Consider the following 18,288-nt stretch of genomic DNA (forward strand, 5'->3'; position numbering starts at 1 on the left):
TAAGTAAGTGGCTACTTACAATTATAACGGAAATAGCATTAAAAATCAAGAACTTTCATTGCATCATCAGCATTTAGAAGATTTAAGAAAGAGCGGTTTATTTGATGAGACCATCCTAAGGGCTGACATCAAGAGCGTTCCACCAGCTGAAATAAAGAAACTACTTGGTTTTGAGCCACAAAAATTAATTTCGGCATACATAATCCCATATCAGAACACTAAAGGTTTTTTCAGGCTTCGTTGCTTCTATGAAGATGGTTACTCAGGGGCTAAATACTTGCAAAAGAAAGAATCTGGAAGCCACATTTACATTCCACCAGATTTAGATGTTTCAGCTTTAAGAAATTCTGAAATTCCATTATACATAACAGAGGGGGAAAAGAAGGCTTTAAAAGCATACCAAGAGGGTTTGCCATGCATTGCAATATCTGGGCTTTGGAACTGGAGCAATGGAAAGGGGGAGCTTATAACTGATTTTGACCAGATTGAGCTTAAAAGTAGAACTATCTTCTTAGTTCCAGATAATGATTTTACGAAGCAAAATAAGCACGGTTACAAGAAAAATCTTGAGCAGGCTTTGCAGAGACTCGCATTAAAACTTATTGAAAGAGGAGCTGAGGTTTATCTGGTGGAGCTTCCACAATCGGATGAAAAGGTGGGACTTGATGATTTCTTATGTAAGTATTCTTTAGAGAAGTTTAAAGAATTACCCATAAAGCAAATTGTTTTAAATGCTGAAAATTACAAGAAAGCTATTCATATACTTAAAAGCGGAGATGTTCTTTCTTTCATTATTTCGGAACTTTCAAAAAATTATGTTTTAAGACAAAAGGAATTAAATTTGTGTTATCTTGCTTGCCTACTTCCAAAGCTTGGTGAAAACTATACCGTTATTGTTACTGGTGAGAGTGCTGTTGGTAAATCATCTTTGGTTTCAACTGTGTTTAAATCTATACCAGAAGCTTTTAAGCTGGTTTTTCATTCAGCATCATCAAAGGCTTTACTATACAGAAATAAGGACTTGTCAAAAACGGTTCTCTGGATAAATGAACTTTCAGGAGCAAGTGAGATTATTGAACTTCTAAAAGGGCTTATGACAGAAAAACAAGCTTCTCACGGAACTGTGAACGACTCAAAAATAGGCAAAAAGTATCAACAGCTTTCAATAAAAGCCGATGGTTTGACTTGTTTTATAACCTCAACACGGGAGACTTTTCCAGAAGAATTAGCAAACAGGGCTTTCATACTGAATCTTAAAGCAAATGCTGAAATCATTGAAGCTATAACAAGGCTTCAAGCCGAAAAAGCTAATGGTAATATAATTGAAAGTTGCGATTATGAACTGTTGAAAGAAATTTACAAAAATGTAAAACCCTATCAAGTGAAGATTCCTTTTGCAAAGGAAATACAGAAACACTTAGATAAAAGCAAAACAAGAATAACAAGAGATTTTCAAAAAATTTTAGCTTTAATCAAAGCTCACGCTTTACTGAATCAACATCAGCGTGAAATAAAACATGGCAAAATAATAGCCAACGAAGAGGATTACAAAGCAATTTACGAAATTTCCGATTTAGTTATTGAATCATTCTCAGAATTAAGAACCCACCATGTGGAATTTCTCAAAGCATGTGAAGATTGGATAACAAGAGCAGATATTGCAAGACTACTTGGAAAGACAGAAAAAACTATTTTGAACTACTGTAAGGAACTTAAAGATTTCATAGAAATTGAAGGCAAGGGAAGTGAACAAAAAATCAAATCAGTTTACATTCCAGAAAACCAAAAACCACTTCCACACCCTAATATTATATTTCCGTTTCCCAATTTCCCAAATTCAAATTCTTTAGAAAATTCAAATACTTATACGGGAAATTGTGAAATTTCCGATAATTTCCGATTTTCTCAAAATCAATCTGAAGACCCCAAAAACGGGAAAACGGGAAATTTTGGGAAAAATGGCAATTTCCCGTCTAATTCATTGAAATATAAAGAAAAAATGCAAATCGGAAAATCGGAAACGGAAAACTATATATATGATGAATTTTGGTTAAGGGCAAACTTTGATGATATAGAAATTTTGGATGAATAGCTATGAAAGCTTTAATTCTAAAAAGCTTCAATCTTTATGGTAGAGAGTTTAAAAAAGATGAGGTAACAGAAATTCCTGTTTCAGCATTTAACAAATTGAGTCTTAAAGGGCTTGTTAAACCCTACTTACCCGATGTTTCAGAAGATGAGTTGCCATTTCTTAAAGCTGAATTTGAAAAAATTTATGCTGAACACATCCAGAGGCTTTCTGAAATGCCACTTACAGCATCAATAATCAAGGAGCTTTATCCAGAACTTTATCAAAAACTAAGAGAGCTTGAAGTAAAGATGGATGAGGCATGGCTTACTTTTGATTATGAGGCATTCACTGAAGCTTTAAGAGATATTGAAGAAATAATGCAAGTTTGCTTTATCCATGATGAGGGATAACAATGTTTTTAAAACGCATCCATTGGATGCTAAATAAAAAAACAAGGGGGTTAACAATGAAAGCAAAAATTGCACTCTCGGAGGAACTTCAAGAGAAAAAGGCTTGGATTGAAAAAACTTTCCCTTTAAGAGATATTGAATCTCTTAGCAAGTTTTTCAATGTATCACCAGTTACAATTCTTGATCTTAAACACAGGTATCCTAAAATGCCATGTGAGCAGACACCAGATGGTTTTTACTGCACTGATGTAATTGAGATGCTCAGATTCTGGGTAGCCTATACAAGAGCTAAAAATGCTCATTCACGGTATCCTACTATCGTATGGTATGAATATCACACTAATTTTGGACCATTTATGAAGGATATTCCCCCAATTGACTCTTACAGATAACATGATATGCAAAGATTATTAACCATAAGGGAAGCTTGCAGTCTTCTTAAGGTCTCCCAAAAAACCCTTTATCGCTACCTTAAGGATGGTAAGCTTCCCTTTGTTAAGCTTTCAAATAGAGCAGTGAGAATTAAAGAAGTGGATATCATGAATCTTATCACAGAAAACACCATCATTTATGAACCAACTGAAAGAACTGAAGAAGTGGCAAAAAAAGTTCTTGAAAAAATTCTAAGCAGGGGTTAAATTATGATTAAACCACTGTTCTTTGAAAAGCTCAGGAAGCCTTGCATTGCCATTGAAAGGGGGTAACCAATGGGTTTATTTAAGCGTGGCAATGTATGGTGGGCTTCTGTTGTTCATGATGGCAAACAGTATCGTTTCAGCTGTAAAACTTCCGATAAATCAGAAGCTCAAGCCGTATATGCTAAAGTGTTATTGGAACTTAAGCAAGGCAATGTAAGGAAAAGGGAAAGTAAACCAGAAAAGCCAAAGCTTACCTATGCCGAATACTATGAAGAACATTATCTTAAATGGTGTAACGGCAGGCAGGCCTTTTATAACAAGATGAAAAAATATGCACTCAACAGAATGCCAGAATGGTTTAAAAAGCTGAAGCTAACCGATATAGGAACTAAGGAAGTGGAACTACTTCAGAACTACTATATGGAGAAAAACCTATCCGTTGCTACCTGTAACAGATACATAAGCATAGTTAAAGCTTCCTTTACCAAAGCTGAGGAGTGGGGATTAATCACTGAACAACAGCTTAAGGCAGTTCGGAAAGTGAAACCACTTAAAGGAGAGGTAAGCAGGCTTAGGTTTCTTTCTGAAGAAGAAATTCAGAATCTTTTATCACACTGTGATAACTACCTCTACCCTATCGTTTTCACTGCACTTAATACAGGCATGAGAAGAGGAGAAATTCTTAATCTAAAGTGGGATAATGTAGATTTCAGAACTGGATTTATCTATCTGGAGAAAACAAAGAACGGATACCGTAGGGAAATACCCATGAATGAAAGCTTAAAAGCACTCATGAGGCAACTTTACACTCAAAGAAGGCTTGATACTGATTACATATTCATTAACCCTAAAACAGGAACAAGGCTAACGGAATTTAAAAGAAGCTTTGCCACTGCACTTAAGAAGGCTAAAATAAGGGATTTCAGATTCCACGATTTAAGACATACATTCGCAAGCCAACTTATCATGAAGGGAGCTGATTTAAAAACGGTGCAGGAGCTTTTAGGGCATAGAACCTTAGCAATGACCCTTAGGTATTCCCATCTTTCACAATCACACAAAAAAGAAGCTGTAAAGTTGCTTGATAAGGCAGTTTATCACAATTTTTATCACAATTTTATCACAGTGGGCTATAAGTGAGATTATCCAACCTTTAAAAACCCTTGAAAATACTAATGGAGCTGATGGGATTTGAACCCACGACCTCCAGAGTGCGATTCTGGCGCTCTCCCAACTGAGCTACAGCCCCGATTTGCCCGATTTGTTTTATAATATCATATTTGAAAAATTTAAAGGGAGGAGCGTTGAATGAACTGGCAGGAAGTAAAAAAAGTTGCTAAGGAAAAACTAAAACCCTACTGCCGTGTCTGTCCCGTCTGCAATGGTGTCGTGTGTGCTGGAGAAGTGCCTGGAATGGGAGGCGTTGGCACTGGTTCTTCTTTTAAGGCTAATATTGAGGCACTAAATCGTTACAAACTTAATCTATCAACAATTCACGAGGTAAGACAGCCTGATACAACCTTTAAACTTTTTAATGAAACTCTTTCTATTCCTGTTATGGCAGCTCCAATTACAGGCTCTACATACAATATGGGTGGTGCAATTACTGAGGAAGTCTACTGCGAAGAGGTAATTTCAGGTTCTCTAATGGCTGGCACTATCGGATGGACAGGCGATGGAGCAGACCCTCTTATGTATGGAAGCGGAATAGAAGCCATAAAGAAAAATAATGGAAAGGGAATTCCAATAATAAAGCCAAGAGCCAAGGATGAGATTATAAGGAGAATAAAGCTTGCCGAAGAGGCAGGTGCTATTGCAGTAGGAGTAGATATTGATGGCGCTGGCTTAATTACAATGGCATTGAAGGGACAACCCGTAAGTCCCAAGTCTCCAAAAGAACTCGAAGAACTTGTAAAGTCAACTAGTCTCCCATTTATTCTTAAAGGCATAATGACTCTTAGGGAAGCTAAGATTGCCTATGAAATTGGTGCAAAAGCGATTGTCGTATCCAATCACGGCGGAAGAATACTTGACCATACACCTGGCGTAGCCGAGGTTTTGCCTGAAATCGCTGACAGCTTAAAAGGTAAACTCACAATTATCGCTGACGGAGGAGTTAGAAGTGGCGTTGATGTGCTCAAAATGTTGGCTCTTGGTGCAGAGGCAGTGTTAATTGGCAGACCCGTTGTGGTTGCTGTATTTGGTAATGGGAGAGAAGGGCTAAAGCTTTATTTTAACAATATTAAAAATGAACTCTCTCAGGCTATGCTTCTTACAGGTGTAAGTTCTGTAACAAATGTTCCGAGGGATATTTTAAGGGTCTGATAAAGCTCTGCTCAGGCATATTGCCTGGGCAGCTATTCCCTCTTGTCTTCCAATAAAGCCCATACCTTCGTTGGTCTTGGCTTTTATATTTACTTTTAACCCGAGTTTTGCAAAAATTTTTTCCATCTTAGGGATATAGCTTGCCATTTTAGGCTTTTCTGCAAATATGGTGCAGTCAATCCATAAGGGCTCAATATTGTTTAATCTCAAGAGGCTTAAGGTTTTTTCAAGTAAAAGAAGGCTTGATATGTCTTTGTAAGAGGGGTCTGTATCGGGGAAATGTCTACCGATGTCTCCAACACCTGCAGAACCTAAGAGAGAATCTATAATTGCATGGATAAGAACATCGGCATCGGAATGTCCTGAAAGTCCCTTTTCATAGGGAATTTCAATTCCGCCAATTATTAGTTTCCTGCCCTTTTCAAATCTATGGCTGTCGTAGCCTATACCTATCCGCAGAGAATCAAAAAGGTCTGTTTTTTTGTTAATTAAGCTTTTCATTCTCTCTACATCTTCCTTTTTTGTTATTTTAAGGTTGTCCAGGTCCCCCTCAGCTAAAGCTACTTTTCCACCGTATCTCTCTATTAAAGAAGCATCATCGGTGCCTAAAAATCCCTCCCTGTAGGCCTGTTCATAGGCCTTAAATAGTTTCTTGTACCAGAATGCCTGAGGTGTCTGCACTGCAATTAAGACTTCTCTGTTCAAAGTTCCGCCAACAATCTTTTTGCTTTTAAGCCATTTTATCGTATCTGTAAGAGAAATGCCCGGTATTACACCATCAACAGAAAGGTCAAGAGTGTTGATTACTCTATCTAAAAGCTCCTTTTTGAGAAGAGGTCTTGCGGCATCATGAATTAGGACAATTTCAGTATCCTCTGGCAATAATTTCAAAGCATTGTAAACAGAATCCTGCCTCTCTTTGCCTCCTTCTATGATTCTCTCAACCTTTGTTATGTTGAATCTCCTTATCTCATTTTTAACTCTGTCGAACATCTCCTTTCTTGTGACTATCCAGATATAGTCAATTTTTTCTGAGCTTTCAAAAGGTTCAATAGCCCAGATAAATAAGGGTTTACCCTGTATTTCGGTGAAAACTTTATCGGAAGAACCAAATCGTTTTCCCTTGCCAGCGGCAACTATTATGGCTCTTACTTTCATTTTAAAAATTTACTCAGTATGCTCTTCCTGATTATCTATTCGGGGTTTACCGAAAATCATCCTTCCCGTGCCTGTCTGTAAAATGCTATGAATTAGCACATCAATGCTCTTACCTATGTATGGTCGTCCTTCCTCAACAACAACCATTGTGCCATCATCTAAATAGGCAACTCCCTGGTCTTGCTCTTTCCCTTCTTTTATAATGAAAAGCCTTAAAACTTCTCCTGGCAACACTGGCGGTCTCATGGCTTGAGCAAGTTCATTTAGGTTTAGCACAGGCACTCCTCTGAGCTGCGCAATTTTTATGAGGTTAAGGTCGTTTGTTATGAGCGTTCCTTTAAGTCCTCTTGTAAGTTCTACAAGTTTTATGTCAACTTCTTTTATTTCTGGAATATCCTTTTCAATTACTTCAAATTTTATCCTCTCTGCTCTCTGAATTCTCTGGAGTATGTCAAGAGCTCTTTTACCTTTTGCCCTCCTTAAAGGGTCTGGGGAGTCGGCAATATACTGAATCTCTCTTAAAATAAATCGAGGTATTAAAATAGTCCCTTTGATAAAACCCAGCTCCACCAAGTCTGCAATTCTACCGTCGATAAGCACATTAGTATCCAAAACTTTAGGCTCATCCCATAGCGATTCTTTTTTTATTACTGTTAAAAGGTCTGTGAGTTTTATTTTTTCAGCTTTTTTATAACCATAGATACCACAACCATAGATAAAACCAGTTGTGATGAAAAATGCTACGGTCTTTAAATTTGTTGAAAAAATAAGAAGAGGTATACTAAGGAGTGTTCCCACAAGAAAGCCCGAAAAAACTCCAACAAACGTAAAAAAAAGCTGTGACGAAGACATCTTTTTAATGCTTTTGAAGATTAGAATTGATAAGATTAAGCTTCCTAAGACAATTAGCATACCATCAAAATTTACTATATCTACTCCTTTAAATATCCAGCTAAAAAAAGTAGCTCCGACTGTTATAAGAAAAAGCAGAATTAGTATGCTCATGACGAAGAGATAATTGTATAAAATTTTTTTCCAGCCCTGTTGATTAGGACTAACACATCGGTTCTTGTGATTTTCTGTATCGCTCTTTGGAAGTCTGAGACAGTTGAAATTCTTTGTCTTTCAATTTCCATAATTAAATCTCCCTTTCTTAAACCAGAATTTTCAGCGGGAGAACCAGAATCAATTCTGTATATTACAACTCCTCGCTCTTCAGGGTCTACACCAATCTGTTTTGCCATAGAAGGGTCAAGGTCAACCACAGACAAACCCTTAAAGGGACTTTCTGAAGTTCCCTGATTTTTCTTCGCAGTTTTTGTCTCATATGATGCATCAAAGGGAAGTTGAGCAATAGAAGCAGTAACAGTGAAAATCTGATTGTCTCGCCATATTTTTATGTTAACTACTGAACCTATTTTACTCTGGGCTACTAAATTCCTTAACAAAGCACTTTCAGAGACTTCCCTTCCATCAAACTCAATTATTATGTCGCCTCTTTTAAGTCCAGCCTTGTAGGCAGGGCTGTTCTTTGTTACGTCAGTTATAATAGCGCCTTTTGGTTCCTTAAGATTAAATCTCTCTGCCAATTCAGCGGTAAGGTCCTGAACCATGATACCAATCCATCCTCTTATTACCCTCCCCTCTTTAATGAGGCTATCTTTAATAACTTTTGCCATGTTACTTGGAACAGCAAATCCTATTCCTTGATATCCACCTGTTCTCGAAAATATAGCTGTATTTATACCAATTATCTCACCTCTTATGTTTACAAGAGGACCACCTGAGTTGCCGGGATTAATGGCAGCATCGGTCTGAATAAAATCCTCATAATCGGCAATTCCCACGTCTGCCCTGCCTGTAGCGCTTATTATTCCCATAGTTACAGTATGAGTCAAGCCGTAAGGATTACCAATAGCTAAAACAAAATCTCCCACCTGAAGCTTGTCTGAGTCTCCCCAGGGAGCAACAGGCAAATCCTTTGCTCCAATTTTGATAACTGCCAGGTCTGTTTTGGGGTCAACGCCTATTACGGTTGCCTTAAAAGTCCTCCTATCATAAAGAGTAACCCTGATATCATCTGCCTGTTCTATGACATGAAAGTTTGTAAGCAGATATCCATCTGATGATACCACTACTCCAGAGCCCATGCTCATCTCCTTAAATTTCTTTCCATGAGAGTTGCCAAAAGGAGCAAGGAATTCAAAAAGTTCATCAAGAGTTGGTGGGTTCTGAACAGTTCTTGTAGTTGAAATATTTACAACCGATGGCGATACAGCTTTAACTATTTCGGAAAAACTTTTTACTGGCTCTACAATGTCTCTGTATATTGGAATGGATTGTTTAGGAGCGTTAAGTGTATAAAAAATCAATACTCCCGCTATAATTCCTGCGGAGAAAATCAAAAGTGCTATTATTTTTCTATTTCTCATCTCATCCTCTTTTGACGAGTTTTCTCACGTCTCCAACCCTAAGTGTAATCTTATTTGAGTCAAGATATTCAAGAAAATCGAGCGAATATTTTCTCGTTGTATTTAGAAGAGTTCTAAACTCTGATACAGTCATTTCCTGTTTTTGCAGGAAGAATTCTTTAAGGAGTTTGAGCATTTCCTCATATTGCTCCCTTGTAATATAGAGAGAATCATTAATTCGAACAATTTTGCCCTGTTTGACCAAAACTTTTAAAATATCCGTGAGTTTTGCTTCTGGAATTCTTAGGATTTTTGCAAGTTCTTCCTTAAAAGGTGGTTGAAATTTTCCTGCTGTGATTTGCCTTATTAAGCTTCTTTCTAATGCCTCATCAATTTCTTCTTTACCAGCAGATTTCAGTCTAACCGTATTTCCATCCAATGATATTTCTTCTATCTTCGATAAGAGCAAAAGTATTTCAGGAAACCTTTCAACCCTTAGTTTTACTCTTAATTCTTCCTTTGGAACTCCCTCTTTAAAGGGATTATCACGATGAAAATCATTTAAAAAACTAATAACCGAAGACTTGAAATCTTTAAAAACGTCTGAATGGAAGAAATGATTATTCACTCTTACAATTTTTCTTCCTCCAAGAAGTTTCTCTAATGAACTTTTTATATCATCAATGTCTGCACTAATCCATCCTTCAAGTTCATTCAGTGCGATACCGTTCATTCCCTTTCTCTTTATTTTTATTTCTATGCAGTCGGCAAGGTCTCCTTTAGATAGAATTTCGAGATGCTCATAGGGGATGTCCTTTTTTCTTCTTGGTGGCTCAGGGTCAAGAACTATTCCGCCTCCAAGTGTTTCAAGTGGAGAAAATCTCCTTATTATAAATCTATCCTTTGCCATAGCAACTACAGGGCTTTCTAATTTCAAATGGGCGAAGGCAGAATCGCCCGGAGCAATTTCTTCTCGTCCTATGAGTTTTACTTTCCCGATAGTCTCGGAAGTTGTAAGATAAAAATGAACAGGAGCATTGTTTTTTAGGGGCTTAGCATCTTTGAGCAGCCTTATTTCTACTTCAATGTAACTGGTTGGCTTAAGCTTGCCCTGAACTGTAACTATATCGCCTCTTTTTAAGTCTTCTTTTGAGATGCCTTGCAGATTAATCCCCACCCTCTGACCTGCACTTACCTCTTTTTGAGGCTGTCCATGACTCTGCAAGCCTCGCACTTTTGATTTAATGCCAGTTGGTAGAATTTCCACATTGGTCTCAACAGCTACTTTTCCGCTGAGAACTGTTCCCGTAACAACTGTTCCGAAACCCTTAAGAGTAAAAACCCTATCTATAGGCATTCTGAATATACCTTTTGTAGATTTTTCGACAACTCTAAGGGCAAGTTCTCTTATTTTTTCTTTTAGTACCTCTATGTTAAAACCTGTCTTTGCAGATACAGGAACAATCTCGGCCTTTTCAAGAAAAGTGTCCTTCACTGTTTCTCTTATATCTTCCTTAGCAAGTTCTAAAGTTTCTTCATCTATTAGGTCTGCTTTATTGAGAACAATTATTCCAGACTTTATTTTAAGAAGGTCACAAATGGCAAGATGTTCCCTTGTCTGTGGCATAACTCCCTCGTCAGCAGCAACAACAAGCATCACTATGTCCATACCGCCTACTCCAGCAAGCATGTTCTTTATCAATCTTTCATGGCCTGGAACGTCAACAATGCCAACTACAACATCGGGATAGGTAATGTTAGCAAAGCCGAGGTCTATAGTAATGCCTCTTTCTTTTTCTTCTTTTAGTCTATCAGGGTCTACCCCTGTGAGAGCTTTTACTACGGAGCTTTTTCCATGGTCAATGTGTCCTGCTGTTCCGAGGATTACTCTTTTCATCTGACAAGTTCAACAAAATTTCTTATAAGCTTTAACCCCATCTTCTGAGATTTTTCAGGATGAAACTGAGTGGCATAAATATTTTCATGTATGAGCATTGAAACAAAGGAAACTCCGTAGTCTGTCTGTCCTGCGACAACTTTGTTGTCATCAGGAACTACATAGTATGAATGGACAAAATAAAAAAATGAAGAATCAGAAATTTCTTTAAGAAAGGGACTTTTTTTGCTTAATCTTACATTATTCCAGCCCATGTGCGGAATTTTGTATTCTCTGGGAAGAGAAAACTTTATCACCCTGCCTTTAATCAAATCAAGCCCTCTACACAGACCAAACTCTTCAGATTCTGTAAATAAAATCTGCATTCCGAGGCAAATTCCCAGATAAGGCTTGCCTTTGTTAATTTCTTCTTTTATAATTTCGATAAGTCCTAACCTTTCAAGATTTGCCATACAGTCCTGAAAAGCACCTACCCCGGGTAATACAATAGCTTTTGATTTTCGTATTTCATCGGCTGACTGGGTAACACTAACTTCTCCACCTACAGCTTCTATTGCCTTTGTGACACTTTTTATATTTCCCATTCCGTAGTCAACTAATGCAATCATGGGTTAATTCTACCATAAAACAAAGAGTTTTTTTAAATTTTCCAGCTCTCTGTATGGTTTAAATTCTGCTTCATCAAAAGTTTTTATCTTAATTTGTCCATTCTTATTTTCTTCTATCTGTATTGCTCCATCAAGGTCTGTTCTATAGATTTTACACTTATTCTTAAGATGTTCCACCACTTTCTCGTGTGGATGTCCGTAAGGATTATTTTTGCCAGCAGAGATTACGCAGATAGTCGGAGATACAGCATTATATAATTCGTCATAAAAAGAGCACTTACTGCCGTGATGTGGTATTTTTACTATGTCTGCCTTAAGATATGAAGCAGGTATACTACTCAATGCTTCTATGCCAGCATCAGAGCCAAAGAGAAAAGTTTTATCATAACATTTTAAACTCAAAACGAGGCTCAATTCATTACTGTCCTTTGAAACAGAAGAAGTATAGAACTCTCTATAAGGATGTAATACTGTAAAAGTGCAGTTGCCAAATTTAATTAAATCCCCTCTTTCGAGATGGCGCATATTAACTGAAAAGGGAATATTATAATTGATATAGCCATTATCCCATATTTCTCTTACGTTAAATTTCTCTAAAATTCTTAAAAAACCTCCTGCATGGTCTTTCTGTTCGTGAGAAATAATTAAAGCTTGCACCTCTCTGTAACCTTTTGCTTTTAGATAAATTTCTACTTCAAAGCCTGTTTTACCTGTATCAATAAGAAAAACTCCTTCAGAGGTCTCTATCACAGTAGAGTCTGCCTGACCTACATCGAGAAAAGTTATTTTTGTGAGTTCTCTCTTGGAACTATTTAAAATAAAACTTAAAAAGGCTGAAGCAAAAATCAATAATAGTGCAAAAACGATTGCCACTTTTCTAAGTGACTCCTTAAAAATGTAATGGCTAAAGGTTAATACAAAAACCGACAAATAAAAAATTACTACTGAACCCAAGGTTATAGGAGGAATTGAAATAGAAGAAAGGCTAAAAGAGGCAAGAAAATGGATTAACTTAAAAGAAAAACCTGCAATTGTATTTACAATTTCTGGAAAAGGATAAATTCCTGTAACAAGATATATGAAAACAAAAATTATATTTAGGGGAAACAGTATCATTCCAATTAGGAGTCCTGCTGTTAAATTGGCAATAGGACTGATAAGAGAAATATAGTGAAATCTGTAAATAACAATGGGTGCAGTAATAAAAGATGCCGATAAACTTATAAGTAAGCTTAAAATAACATAAGATAAAAGCTTGTTTTTAATCGTGCTTCTAATCTCCTTATAAAAGTCTGTTACAAAACCAATGGCCAGAGTGGCGAGAAAACTCAACTGAAATGATATGTCCTTAACTGCCGACGGTTCTATTATTAGAATTAAAAAACAAGCAATGCAGACACTAACTATCCATAAAGACTTCCTTTCAGACAGAACTCCGGTCATAAAAAATAATGCCATTATAAACGCTCGAGTGGAAGGATAACTAGGTTCTACGAGGAGATAATAAAACAAAAGAACGGGAAAACATAGAATAATACTTAACTGATAGGGCTTAATGTAAAGGGTCATACGGACAAGCAATCTGTAAGGCATCAGTCGAATAGCCATCCCGAAAATAATGAAAAATACTGTAAAAAGCAAGCTAAAATGAGCACCAGAGATACTCAAAAGATGAATCAGGCCTGTTTTCTGGAAATCCTCTCTTACTTCGCGTGAAATCTCATGCCTTACTCCTGTGGTCATTGCAACCATCACTGAAGATGTTGGCTCGGCAAGCTTTTTACTTAACTCTTCTTTAATTCTATCTTTAATCCTTTCGAAAAAGCCTGCCCTTCTTTCCCCTTCATCAAATATCCTATTGGCATAACAGAATTTCTCTTTGTTAAAAGAATAAGGATTTTTATTTGTTCTCACGATTTTGCATTCAACTCTATAAAGCCTGCCTTCCTTGAGTTTTTCTGTCGAGTATACTTTAATAGCTTGACTATCAATAGTTTTAAAAAAATAAATATTGTGGTAACTTGAGGCAAAATATCCTGTGAAATTAATATCTCTATCTTCTGATATATTTTCTCCGTTCCCTTTAATACCGTAGAGAAAGCCCAAAAAAGCCAACATCAAACAGACAATTGCTATCTTATACTTTCGATTTAAAAGATTTACAAAAAAAGGTATTAAAGCAATTGAAATAGAAATAACAGGAAAATATATAAAAAATAATCCGCTTAAAATACCAAGAATGAGCGAAAGCAAGAGCTTCATATATTTTCCTTGCAATTTTTCTTCTGAATATAAATCCCTTTTCTGTATAATAAAAAATTATGGAGCATATTATTACAGTCTTTGAAGGCAGGCAAGTTCAGGCTTTCTTTACAAAGAAATTAGAAGATTTTGAAACATTTAAAAAATCTCTTCCCTTCAAAGTTTATCTTCCCATCCAAAAACATACAGATTGGGTGCATGTTTTAGAAGGAAACTTTATCCCTCAAATAGCAGACGCTATCATAACCAATAGAAAATCAGTTTTAATAGGAATAAAAACAGCGGACTGCGTGCCAATCTTAATATATTGTCCTGACCAAAAAGTAATAGGAGCTGTTCATGCAGGCTGGAGAGGAACTGCAAAGGGCATATTAAGAAAGACCATTAAAAAAATGATAGAAATTTACTCCTGTAAAAAGGAAAACTTCTTGATTGCCATAGGACCTCACATCAGAGGATGCTGTTATGAAGTAGGAGAAGAAGTCATTGATGCTATGAAATCGCAGATATCCAATAATGACTATATAATAAGCAAAAATGGTAAATTCCATATCGATTTAGGAATGGCAAATGTTATTCAGGCTATTGAAGAAGGATTAAAAAAAGAGCAGATTTTTACAGTAGATGACTGCACTTATTGTAAAAGCAATGAATACGCCTCTTACAGATTTCACGGAAAAGGTGCAGGCAGACAGTATGGATTTATTGGAATGTTATAATAAACAAAACGGGGTGTAGCGCAGTCTGGTAGCGCGCACGGTTCGGGACCGTGGTGTCGGAGGTTCAAATCCTCTCACCCCGATAAACAAAAAAGGAGAGCCTCAATGTTTAAAAAAGCTTACTATTTCTGGTTTAGCTTTTACTTTAACTAATCTGCCTCTGGCAGTTTAGTCTCGCTAAAATTTTAAAGGCAGACAGGTCAGGGGCAGATAAAGCCCCTCGTCTTGTCTGCCTTTTTTATTTAAAAATCATAAAAAGGAGGTTTAAAGATGGTAATCGTAATGAAACCTGATGCAACGGAAGAACAACTTAAGGAGGTTATATCCAAAATTGAAGAACTTGGATACAAACCTCATGTTATCTACGGCGCAACGAGAAATGTTATTGGAGCAGTAGGCGATGAGCGAGGCAAGTTTATTCTTCAAAGCTTAGAAGTTATGGACGGTGTTGAGGCGGTAATCCCCATATTGAAACCTTACAAGTTAGCTTCAAAAGAGGTAAAAAAAGAGAAAACTTTAATTAGAGTGGGGGATGTTGTGGTTGGAGGCAGTGAAGTTGTAATAATAGCAGGTCCCTGTGCTATTGAAAACGAAGAACAGATTTTGAATACTGCGCTGGCTGTTAAGTCAAGGGGTGCTCATATTTTAAGAGGTGGCGCATACAAACCAAGAACTTCTCCCTATTCATTTCAGGGTCTTGGCGAGGAGGGTCTTAAACTTCTTCAAAAGGCTGGAAAACTTGCAGGTATGCCTGTTGTAACAGAGGTTGTAAATCCAGAACATGTTGACCTTGTCTGCGAATATGTTGATGTTTTGCAGATAGGCACGAGAAACTCTCAGAATTTTGAACTACTAAAAAGGGTGGGTCAATCTCAAAAACCTGTAATTCTAAAAAGAGGAATGGCTATGACCATTAAAGAATGGCTAATGAGCGCAGAGTATATTCTTAGCGAAGGAAACATGAATGTGATTCTTTGTGAAAGGGGGATACGAACCTTTGAAACAGCTACGAGAAACACCCTCGACCTCTCAGCAGTGGCAGTTCTTAAGGAGGAGACCCATCTTCCCGTTATTGTAGACCCATCCCATGCAACAGGATATGCTAAATATGTAGTATCAATGGCATGCGCTGCCGTTGCAGCTGGTGCAGACGGATTAATGATAGAAGTTCATCCTCAGCCAGAAAAAGCTTTCTCTGACGGACCCCAGTCTCTTAATTTCGATGCTTTTTCAAATTTAGTGGAAAGGGTTAAAAAATATGCGGTGCTAAACTGAAAAACTCAGCGGTAACGAATCTTCATTGCTATTATTGCCATAATAAGCAGCAAAGAGAAAAAATTCGCTACAATAACGGGTATTTCTTTTATCAAAATACCATAGATGAGCCATAATGTTACGCCTACTGCAAGAAATATGAACATGGCAAGGGAGATATCTCGCGCTGACTTTGTTCTGTATATCTTTATTGCTTGAGGTAAAAGGGCAGAAGTTGTTATTATTCCTGCTATAATTCCCACAAGATTGCTTATTTTTGTTGCAAGCTCCATAATTTATATTGTATTATTTTAAAATATTTTCACGAGAATAAAATGAGAGAAAACAACCAAATAAGACTTGATGTGCAAAAACTGAAAAAAATTCCTACCCTTTCGCATACTGCTGAGAAAATTCTCAAGATGACTTCAAAGGAGACAACCCACTTAGATGAGCTTGTGAAAATAATTGAAAACGACCCACCTATCATGTCAAAAGTTCTCAGTATTGCAAATATCGTATATCTTGGCAATCTAAAACCTATAACCAATATAAAAGATGCTCTTCTTAAAATAGGCTTTAATACTCTAAAAAATATTGCCTTAAGTATCTCTATATTTAGCCTTTTCAAATATTCAAAGGAAAAGGAAGCAAGCTACAAAAGACTTTTCAGACACTCTATAGCTACAGCCTCGGCCTGCCAGATTATAGCAGAGAAATATTTAAAAGAAATGCCAGAAGATAATTTCACCGCAGGAATGTTACATGACATAGGACTTTTTGCTCTTTATGCTATATTTTACAGGGAATTTTCCGAAATAGAGCAACTATTGACAGAGGGAGTTAGTCTGAAAGAAGCAGAAAAAAAAGTTCTTGGAACAACCCACGGAGAAATAGGCAAATGGCTTTTAACCTTCTGGGAACTACCAGAAATTTTCCATGATGTAGTCCTATACCATGATGACAACCCCGACAAATCTATACTTTATAAAAAAGAGGTTGCTTTAGTTCAAGTTGCAAATTATATAGTCTATGAATTGGAATATACACCCTTTTCTACAAAGACCGAATTCTTTATTAACAAAGAAAAAATAAAGGAGATTCTCGAACTCCCTTCCATAGAAAACTTAATCGATGAGCTAAAAGAACCTCTAAAAGAGGTTGCCTGTTTATGAGAGATTTTTTATTAACCTTAGCAAAAAATTTGAATATTGAACAGGCTGAAGAATTAAGTGATAATAAACTTAAAGAGACAATTCTATCAATAATTGAGAGACACCATCTCATTGAGCAATCTCTCTTTCAACTAAGTGAATCCTTTGCCTGTAATGCCGAACTTTCCTTGAGGATAATTTCAACAATAAGTAGAGTGGTGGAAAGAATATACTCTGAAAGAAATCTATATGATTTTATCACCTACTGCTTCGATGAGTTCATAAAGTTTCTCCCTGCAGAAAACATCTCCTTCATGGAGAAGCATCCTGATTTTGACTGGCTTTTAATAAAATCTGCCTCAGGAAAGCTAAAATTCAGAAAATTTAAGGGAAAAATCTTTAACATAGAGACTACACTTGCTGGAAAAGCCTTTCAGACAGGCGAACCCATATATGTTTCCAATACAGAAAAAGATATGAGATTTGACAAAAAGTTATCCGATTTGCCAATCAGGTCTGTTGTGAGTGTTCCGATAAAAATTAAAAATGAAATAATAGGTGTAATTAACTTCTCCCATCCCCATGCAAATGCCTTTGATGAAGCAGCCATATTCTTTTTTGTTTCAATCGCAAATTTATTTTCAGTAATTCTGACTAATTTCAAACTATACCGGGAGATATTAGGCTTTAATGAAGTTTTAAATAAAGAAGTTGACAGGACAACTGCCGAATTAAAGAAAAAAAACAAAGAACTCTATAAAGCCTCCATCACTGACCCTCTTACAGGACTTAACAACAGACGATTTTTCTTCCAGAGGCTTGATGAAGAATTTTCAAAATTCCTACGATATGGTAATAGTTTCTGTCTAATTCTATTTGACCTTGACAATCTAAAATTCATAAATGACACCTACGGTCACTTTGAGGGAGATAGATTGATAAAAACCTTCTCGAGAGTTCTGAAGAAAAATAAGAGAAAGGAAGACATTGTGAGCCGCATTGGCGGAGACGAATTTGCCTGCATCATTTTTGGTGCTTCTGCGGAAGGTTCAAAAAAATACGCCGAAAGGATAAAGGAGGAATTAAAAAGTTCTTATTTAAAAGCTAATGTGAGCGTTAGCGGAGCTGTGGGATGTATCGGCAAGGGAGTTTCTTTTAAATTTTACAGAGACTACAAAGAATTCTATAAAGATGTAGATAAAACACTACTGAAAGCTAAGAAAATAAAAGATTCCATACTTCTAATTGAAACAAATTAACCAAATATGATAAATTTTAAACTTAATGTGAAGGTCTTTGACCTTATCACCACGCACGCTCCAAAGGCTCTCCGATGGTCCCGAAAGGGTTAAGGAGAAGGAGCGGAGGCAATAACCAAATG

At 36.7% G+C, this 18,288-nt stretch carries 17 protein-coding genes and 2 tRNA genes; 11 read left to right on the forward strand and 8 right to left on the reverse strand.

Features of this window, described 5'->3' with window-relative positions; genetic code table 11:
- Positions 1-7: 7 nt before the first annotated feature.
- The 5 genes from ACZ430_RS04670 (at position 8) to ACZ430_RS04690 (ending at position 4,259) form a co-directional block, all read left to right on the forward strand.
- Positions 8-2,092 (forward strand): DUF3854 domain-containing protein, encoded by a 2,085-nt coding sequence (locus tag ACZ430_RS04670; protein WP_297212699.1) that lies wholly within the window; start codon positions 8-10, stop codon positions 2,090-2,092.
- Positions 2,093-2,094: 2 nt separating this feature from the next.
- Positions 2,095-2,481, forward strand: a complete 387-nt coding sequence (locus ACZ430_RS04675) for a hypothetical protein (RefSeq protein WP_297212701.1) — start codon at positions 2,095-2,097, stop codon at positions 2,479-2,481.
- A 56-nt stretch (positions 2,482-2,537) separates the two neighbouring features.
- A complete protein-coding gene (locus ACZ430_RS04680) occupies positions 2,538-2,873 on the forward strand; it encodes a hypothetical protein (RefSeq protein ID WP_297212703.1) in 336 nt (111 codons plus the stop codon).
- Between the two features lie 6 nt (positions 2,874-2,879).
- Positions 2,880-3,119 (forward strand): helix-turn-helix transcriptional regulator, encoded by a 240-nt coding sequence (locus ACZ430_RS04685; RefSeq protein ID WP_297212704.1) that lies wholly within the window; start codon positions 2,880-2,882, stop codon positions 3,117-3,119.
- A 69-nt stretch (positions 3,120-3,188) separates the two neighbouring features.
- The gene (locus tag ACZ430_RS04690; RefSeq protein WP_297212717.1) at positions 3,189-4,259 is read left to right on the forward strand and encodes a tyrosine-type recombinase/integrase; all 1,071 of its coding nucleotides are present in this window, start codon (positions 3,189-3,191) and stop codon (positions 4,257-4,259) included.
- Positions 4,260-4,295: 36 nt separating this feature from the next.
- Here the strand turns inward: ACZ430_RS04690 and ACZ430_RS04695 are convergent.
- Positions 4,296-4,368, reverse strand: a tRNA-Ala gene (locus ACZ430_RS04695).
- A gap of 59 nt (positions 4,369-4,427) precedes the next feature.
- On the opposite strand from ACZ430_RS04695, the gene ACZ430_RS04700 reads away from it, so the two are divergent.
- Positions 4,428-5,444: an alpha-hydroxy-acid oxidizing protein gene (locus ACZ430_RS04700; RefSeq protein ID WP_464910730.1), complete on the forward strand. Its 1,017-nt coding sequence runs from the start codon at positions 4,428-4,430 to the stop codon at positions 5,442-5,444.
- Here the strand turns inward: ACZ430_RS04700 and ispD are convergent.
- From ispD to ACZ430_RS04730, 6 genes are read right to left on the reverse strand one after another with little or no spacing between them, the layout of a single operon-like run.
- Positions 5,433-6,602 (reverse strand): 2-C-methyl-D-erythritol 4-phosphate cytidylyltransferase, encoded by a 1,170-nt coding sequence (gene ispD, locus ACZ430_RS04705; protein WP_464910731.1) that lies wholly within the window; start codon positions 6,600-6,602, stop codon positions 5,433-5,435. The two genes, ACZ430_RS04700 and ispD, sit on opposite strands and share 12 nt — an antisense overlap.
- Positions 6,603-6,611: 9 nt before the next feature.
- A complete protein-coding gene (locus ACZ430_RS04710) occupies positions 6,612-7,607 on the reverse strand; it encodes a PIN/TRAM domain-containing protein (protein WP_464910732.1) in 996 nt (331 codons plus the stop codon).
- A complete protein-coding gene (locus tag ACZ430_RS04715; RefSeq protein WP_339945365.1) occupies positions 7,604-9,034 on the reverse strand; it encodes a DegQ family serine endoprotease in 1,431 nt (476 codons plus the stop codon). Before ACZ430_RS04715 ends, ACZ430_RS04710 begins: the two co-directional genes overlap by 4 nt.
- Before the next feature lies 1 nt (position 9,035).
- The gene (gene selB, locus ACZ430_RS04720) at positions 9,036-10,910 is read right to left on the reverse strand and encodes a selenocysteine-specific translation elongation factor (protein WP_464910733.1); all 1,875 of its coding nucleotides are present in this window, start codon (positions 10,908-10,910) and stop codon (positions 9,036-9,038) included.
- Positions 10,907-11,518 (reverse strand): imidazole glycerol phosphate synthase subunit HisH, encoded by a 612-nt coding sequence (gene hisH, locus ACZ430_RS04725; protein WP_464910734.1) that lies wholly within the window; start codon positions 11,516-11,518, stop codon positions 10,907-10,909. The genes selB and hisH overlap by 4 nt, the downstream gene beginning before the upstream one ends.
- Positions 11,519-11,527: 9 nt before the next feature.
- On the reverse strand, positions 11,528-13,780 hold the full coding sequence (locus ACZ430_RS04730) for a DNA internalization-related competence protein ComEC/Rec2 (protein ID WP_464910735.1): 2,253 nt from the start codon (positions 13,778-13,780) through the stop codon (positions 11,528-11,530).
- Positions 13,781-13,839: 59 nt separating this feature from the next.
- On the opposite strand from ACZ430_RS04730, the gene pgeF reads away from it, so the two are divergent.
- The 3 genes from pgeF to aroF all read left to right on the forward strand — a co-directional run bounded on the left by pgeF (position 13,840) and on the right by aroF (position 15,774).
- Positions 13,840-14,499 (forward strand): peptidoglycan editing factor PgeF, encoded by a 660-nt coding sequence (pgeF, locus tag ACZ430_RS04735; RefSeq protein ID WP_464910736.1) that lies wholly within the window; start codon positions 13,840-13,842, stop codon positions 14,497-14,499.
- A gap of 9 nt (positions 14,500-14,508) precedes the next feature.
- A tRNA-Pro gene (locus tag ACZ430_RS04740) sits at positions 14,509-14,582 on the forward strand.
- Between the two features lie 187 nt (positions 14,583-14,769).
- Entirely contained in the window at positions 14,770-15,774 is a 1,005-nt protein-coding gene (aroF, locus tag ACZ430_RS04745; protein ID WP_339945357.1) for a 3-deoxy-7-phosphoheptulonate synthase, read from the forward strand.
- A 5-nt stretch (positions 15,775-15,779) separates the two neighbouring features.
- Here aroF and ACZ430_RS04750 read toward each other — a convergent pair whose 3' ends face one another.
- Positions 15,780-16,046 carry a SemiSWEET transporter gene (locus ACZ430_RS04750; RefSeq protein ID WP_464910737.1) on the reverse strand — a complete coding sequence of 89 codons (267 nt, stop codon included), beginning with the start codon at positions 16,044-16,046 and terminating at the stop codon, positions 15,780-15,782.
- A 42-nt stretch (positions 16,047-16,088) separates the two neighbouring features.
- On the opposite strand from ACZ430_RS04750, the gene ACZ430_RS04755 reads away from it, so the two are divergent.
- On the forward strand, positions 16,089-16,928 hold the full coding sequence (locus ACZ430_RS04755; protein WP_464910738.1) for an HDOD domain-containing protein: 840 nt from the start codon (positions 16,089-16,091) through the stop codon (positions 16,926-16,928).
- Positions 16,925-18,166 (forward strand): diguanylate cyclase, encoded by a 1,242-nt coding sequence (locus tag ACZ430_RS04760; protein ID WP_464910739.1) that lies wholly within the window; start codon positions 16,925-16,927, stop codon positions 18,164-18,166. The genes ACZ430_RS04755 and ACZ430_RS04760 overlap by 4 nt, the downstream gene beginning before the upstream one ends.
- Positions 18,167-18,288 lie beyond the last annotated feature (122 nt).

The organism is Thermodesulfovibrio sp. TK500a, assembly GCF_055381765.1.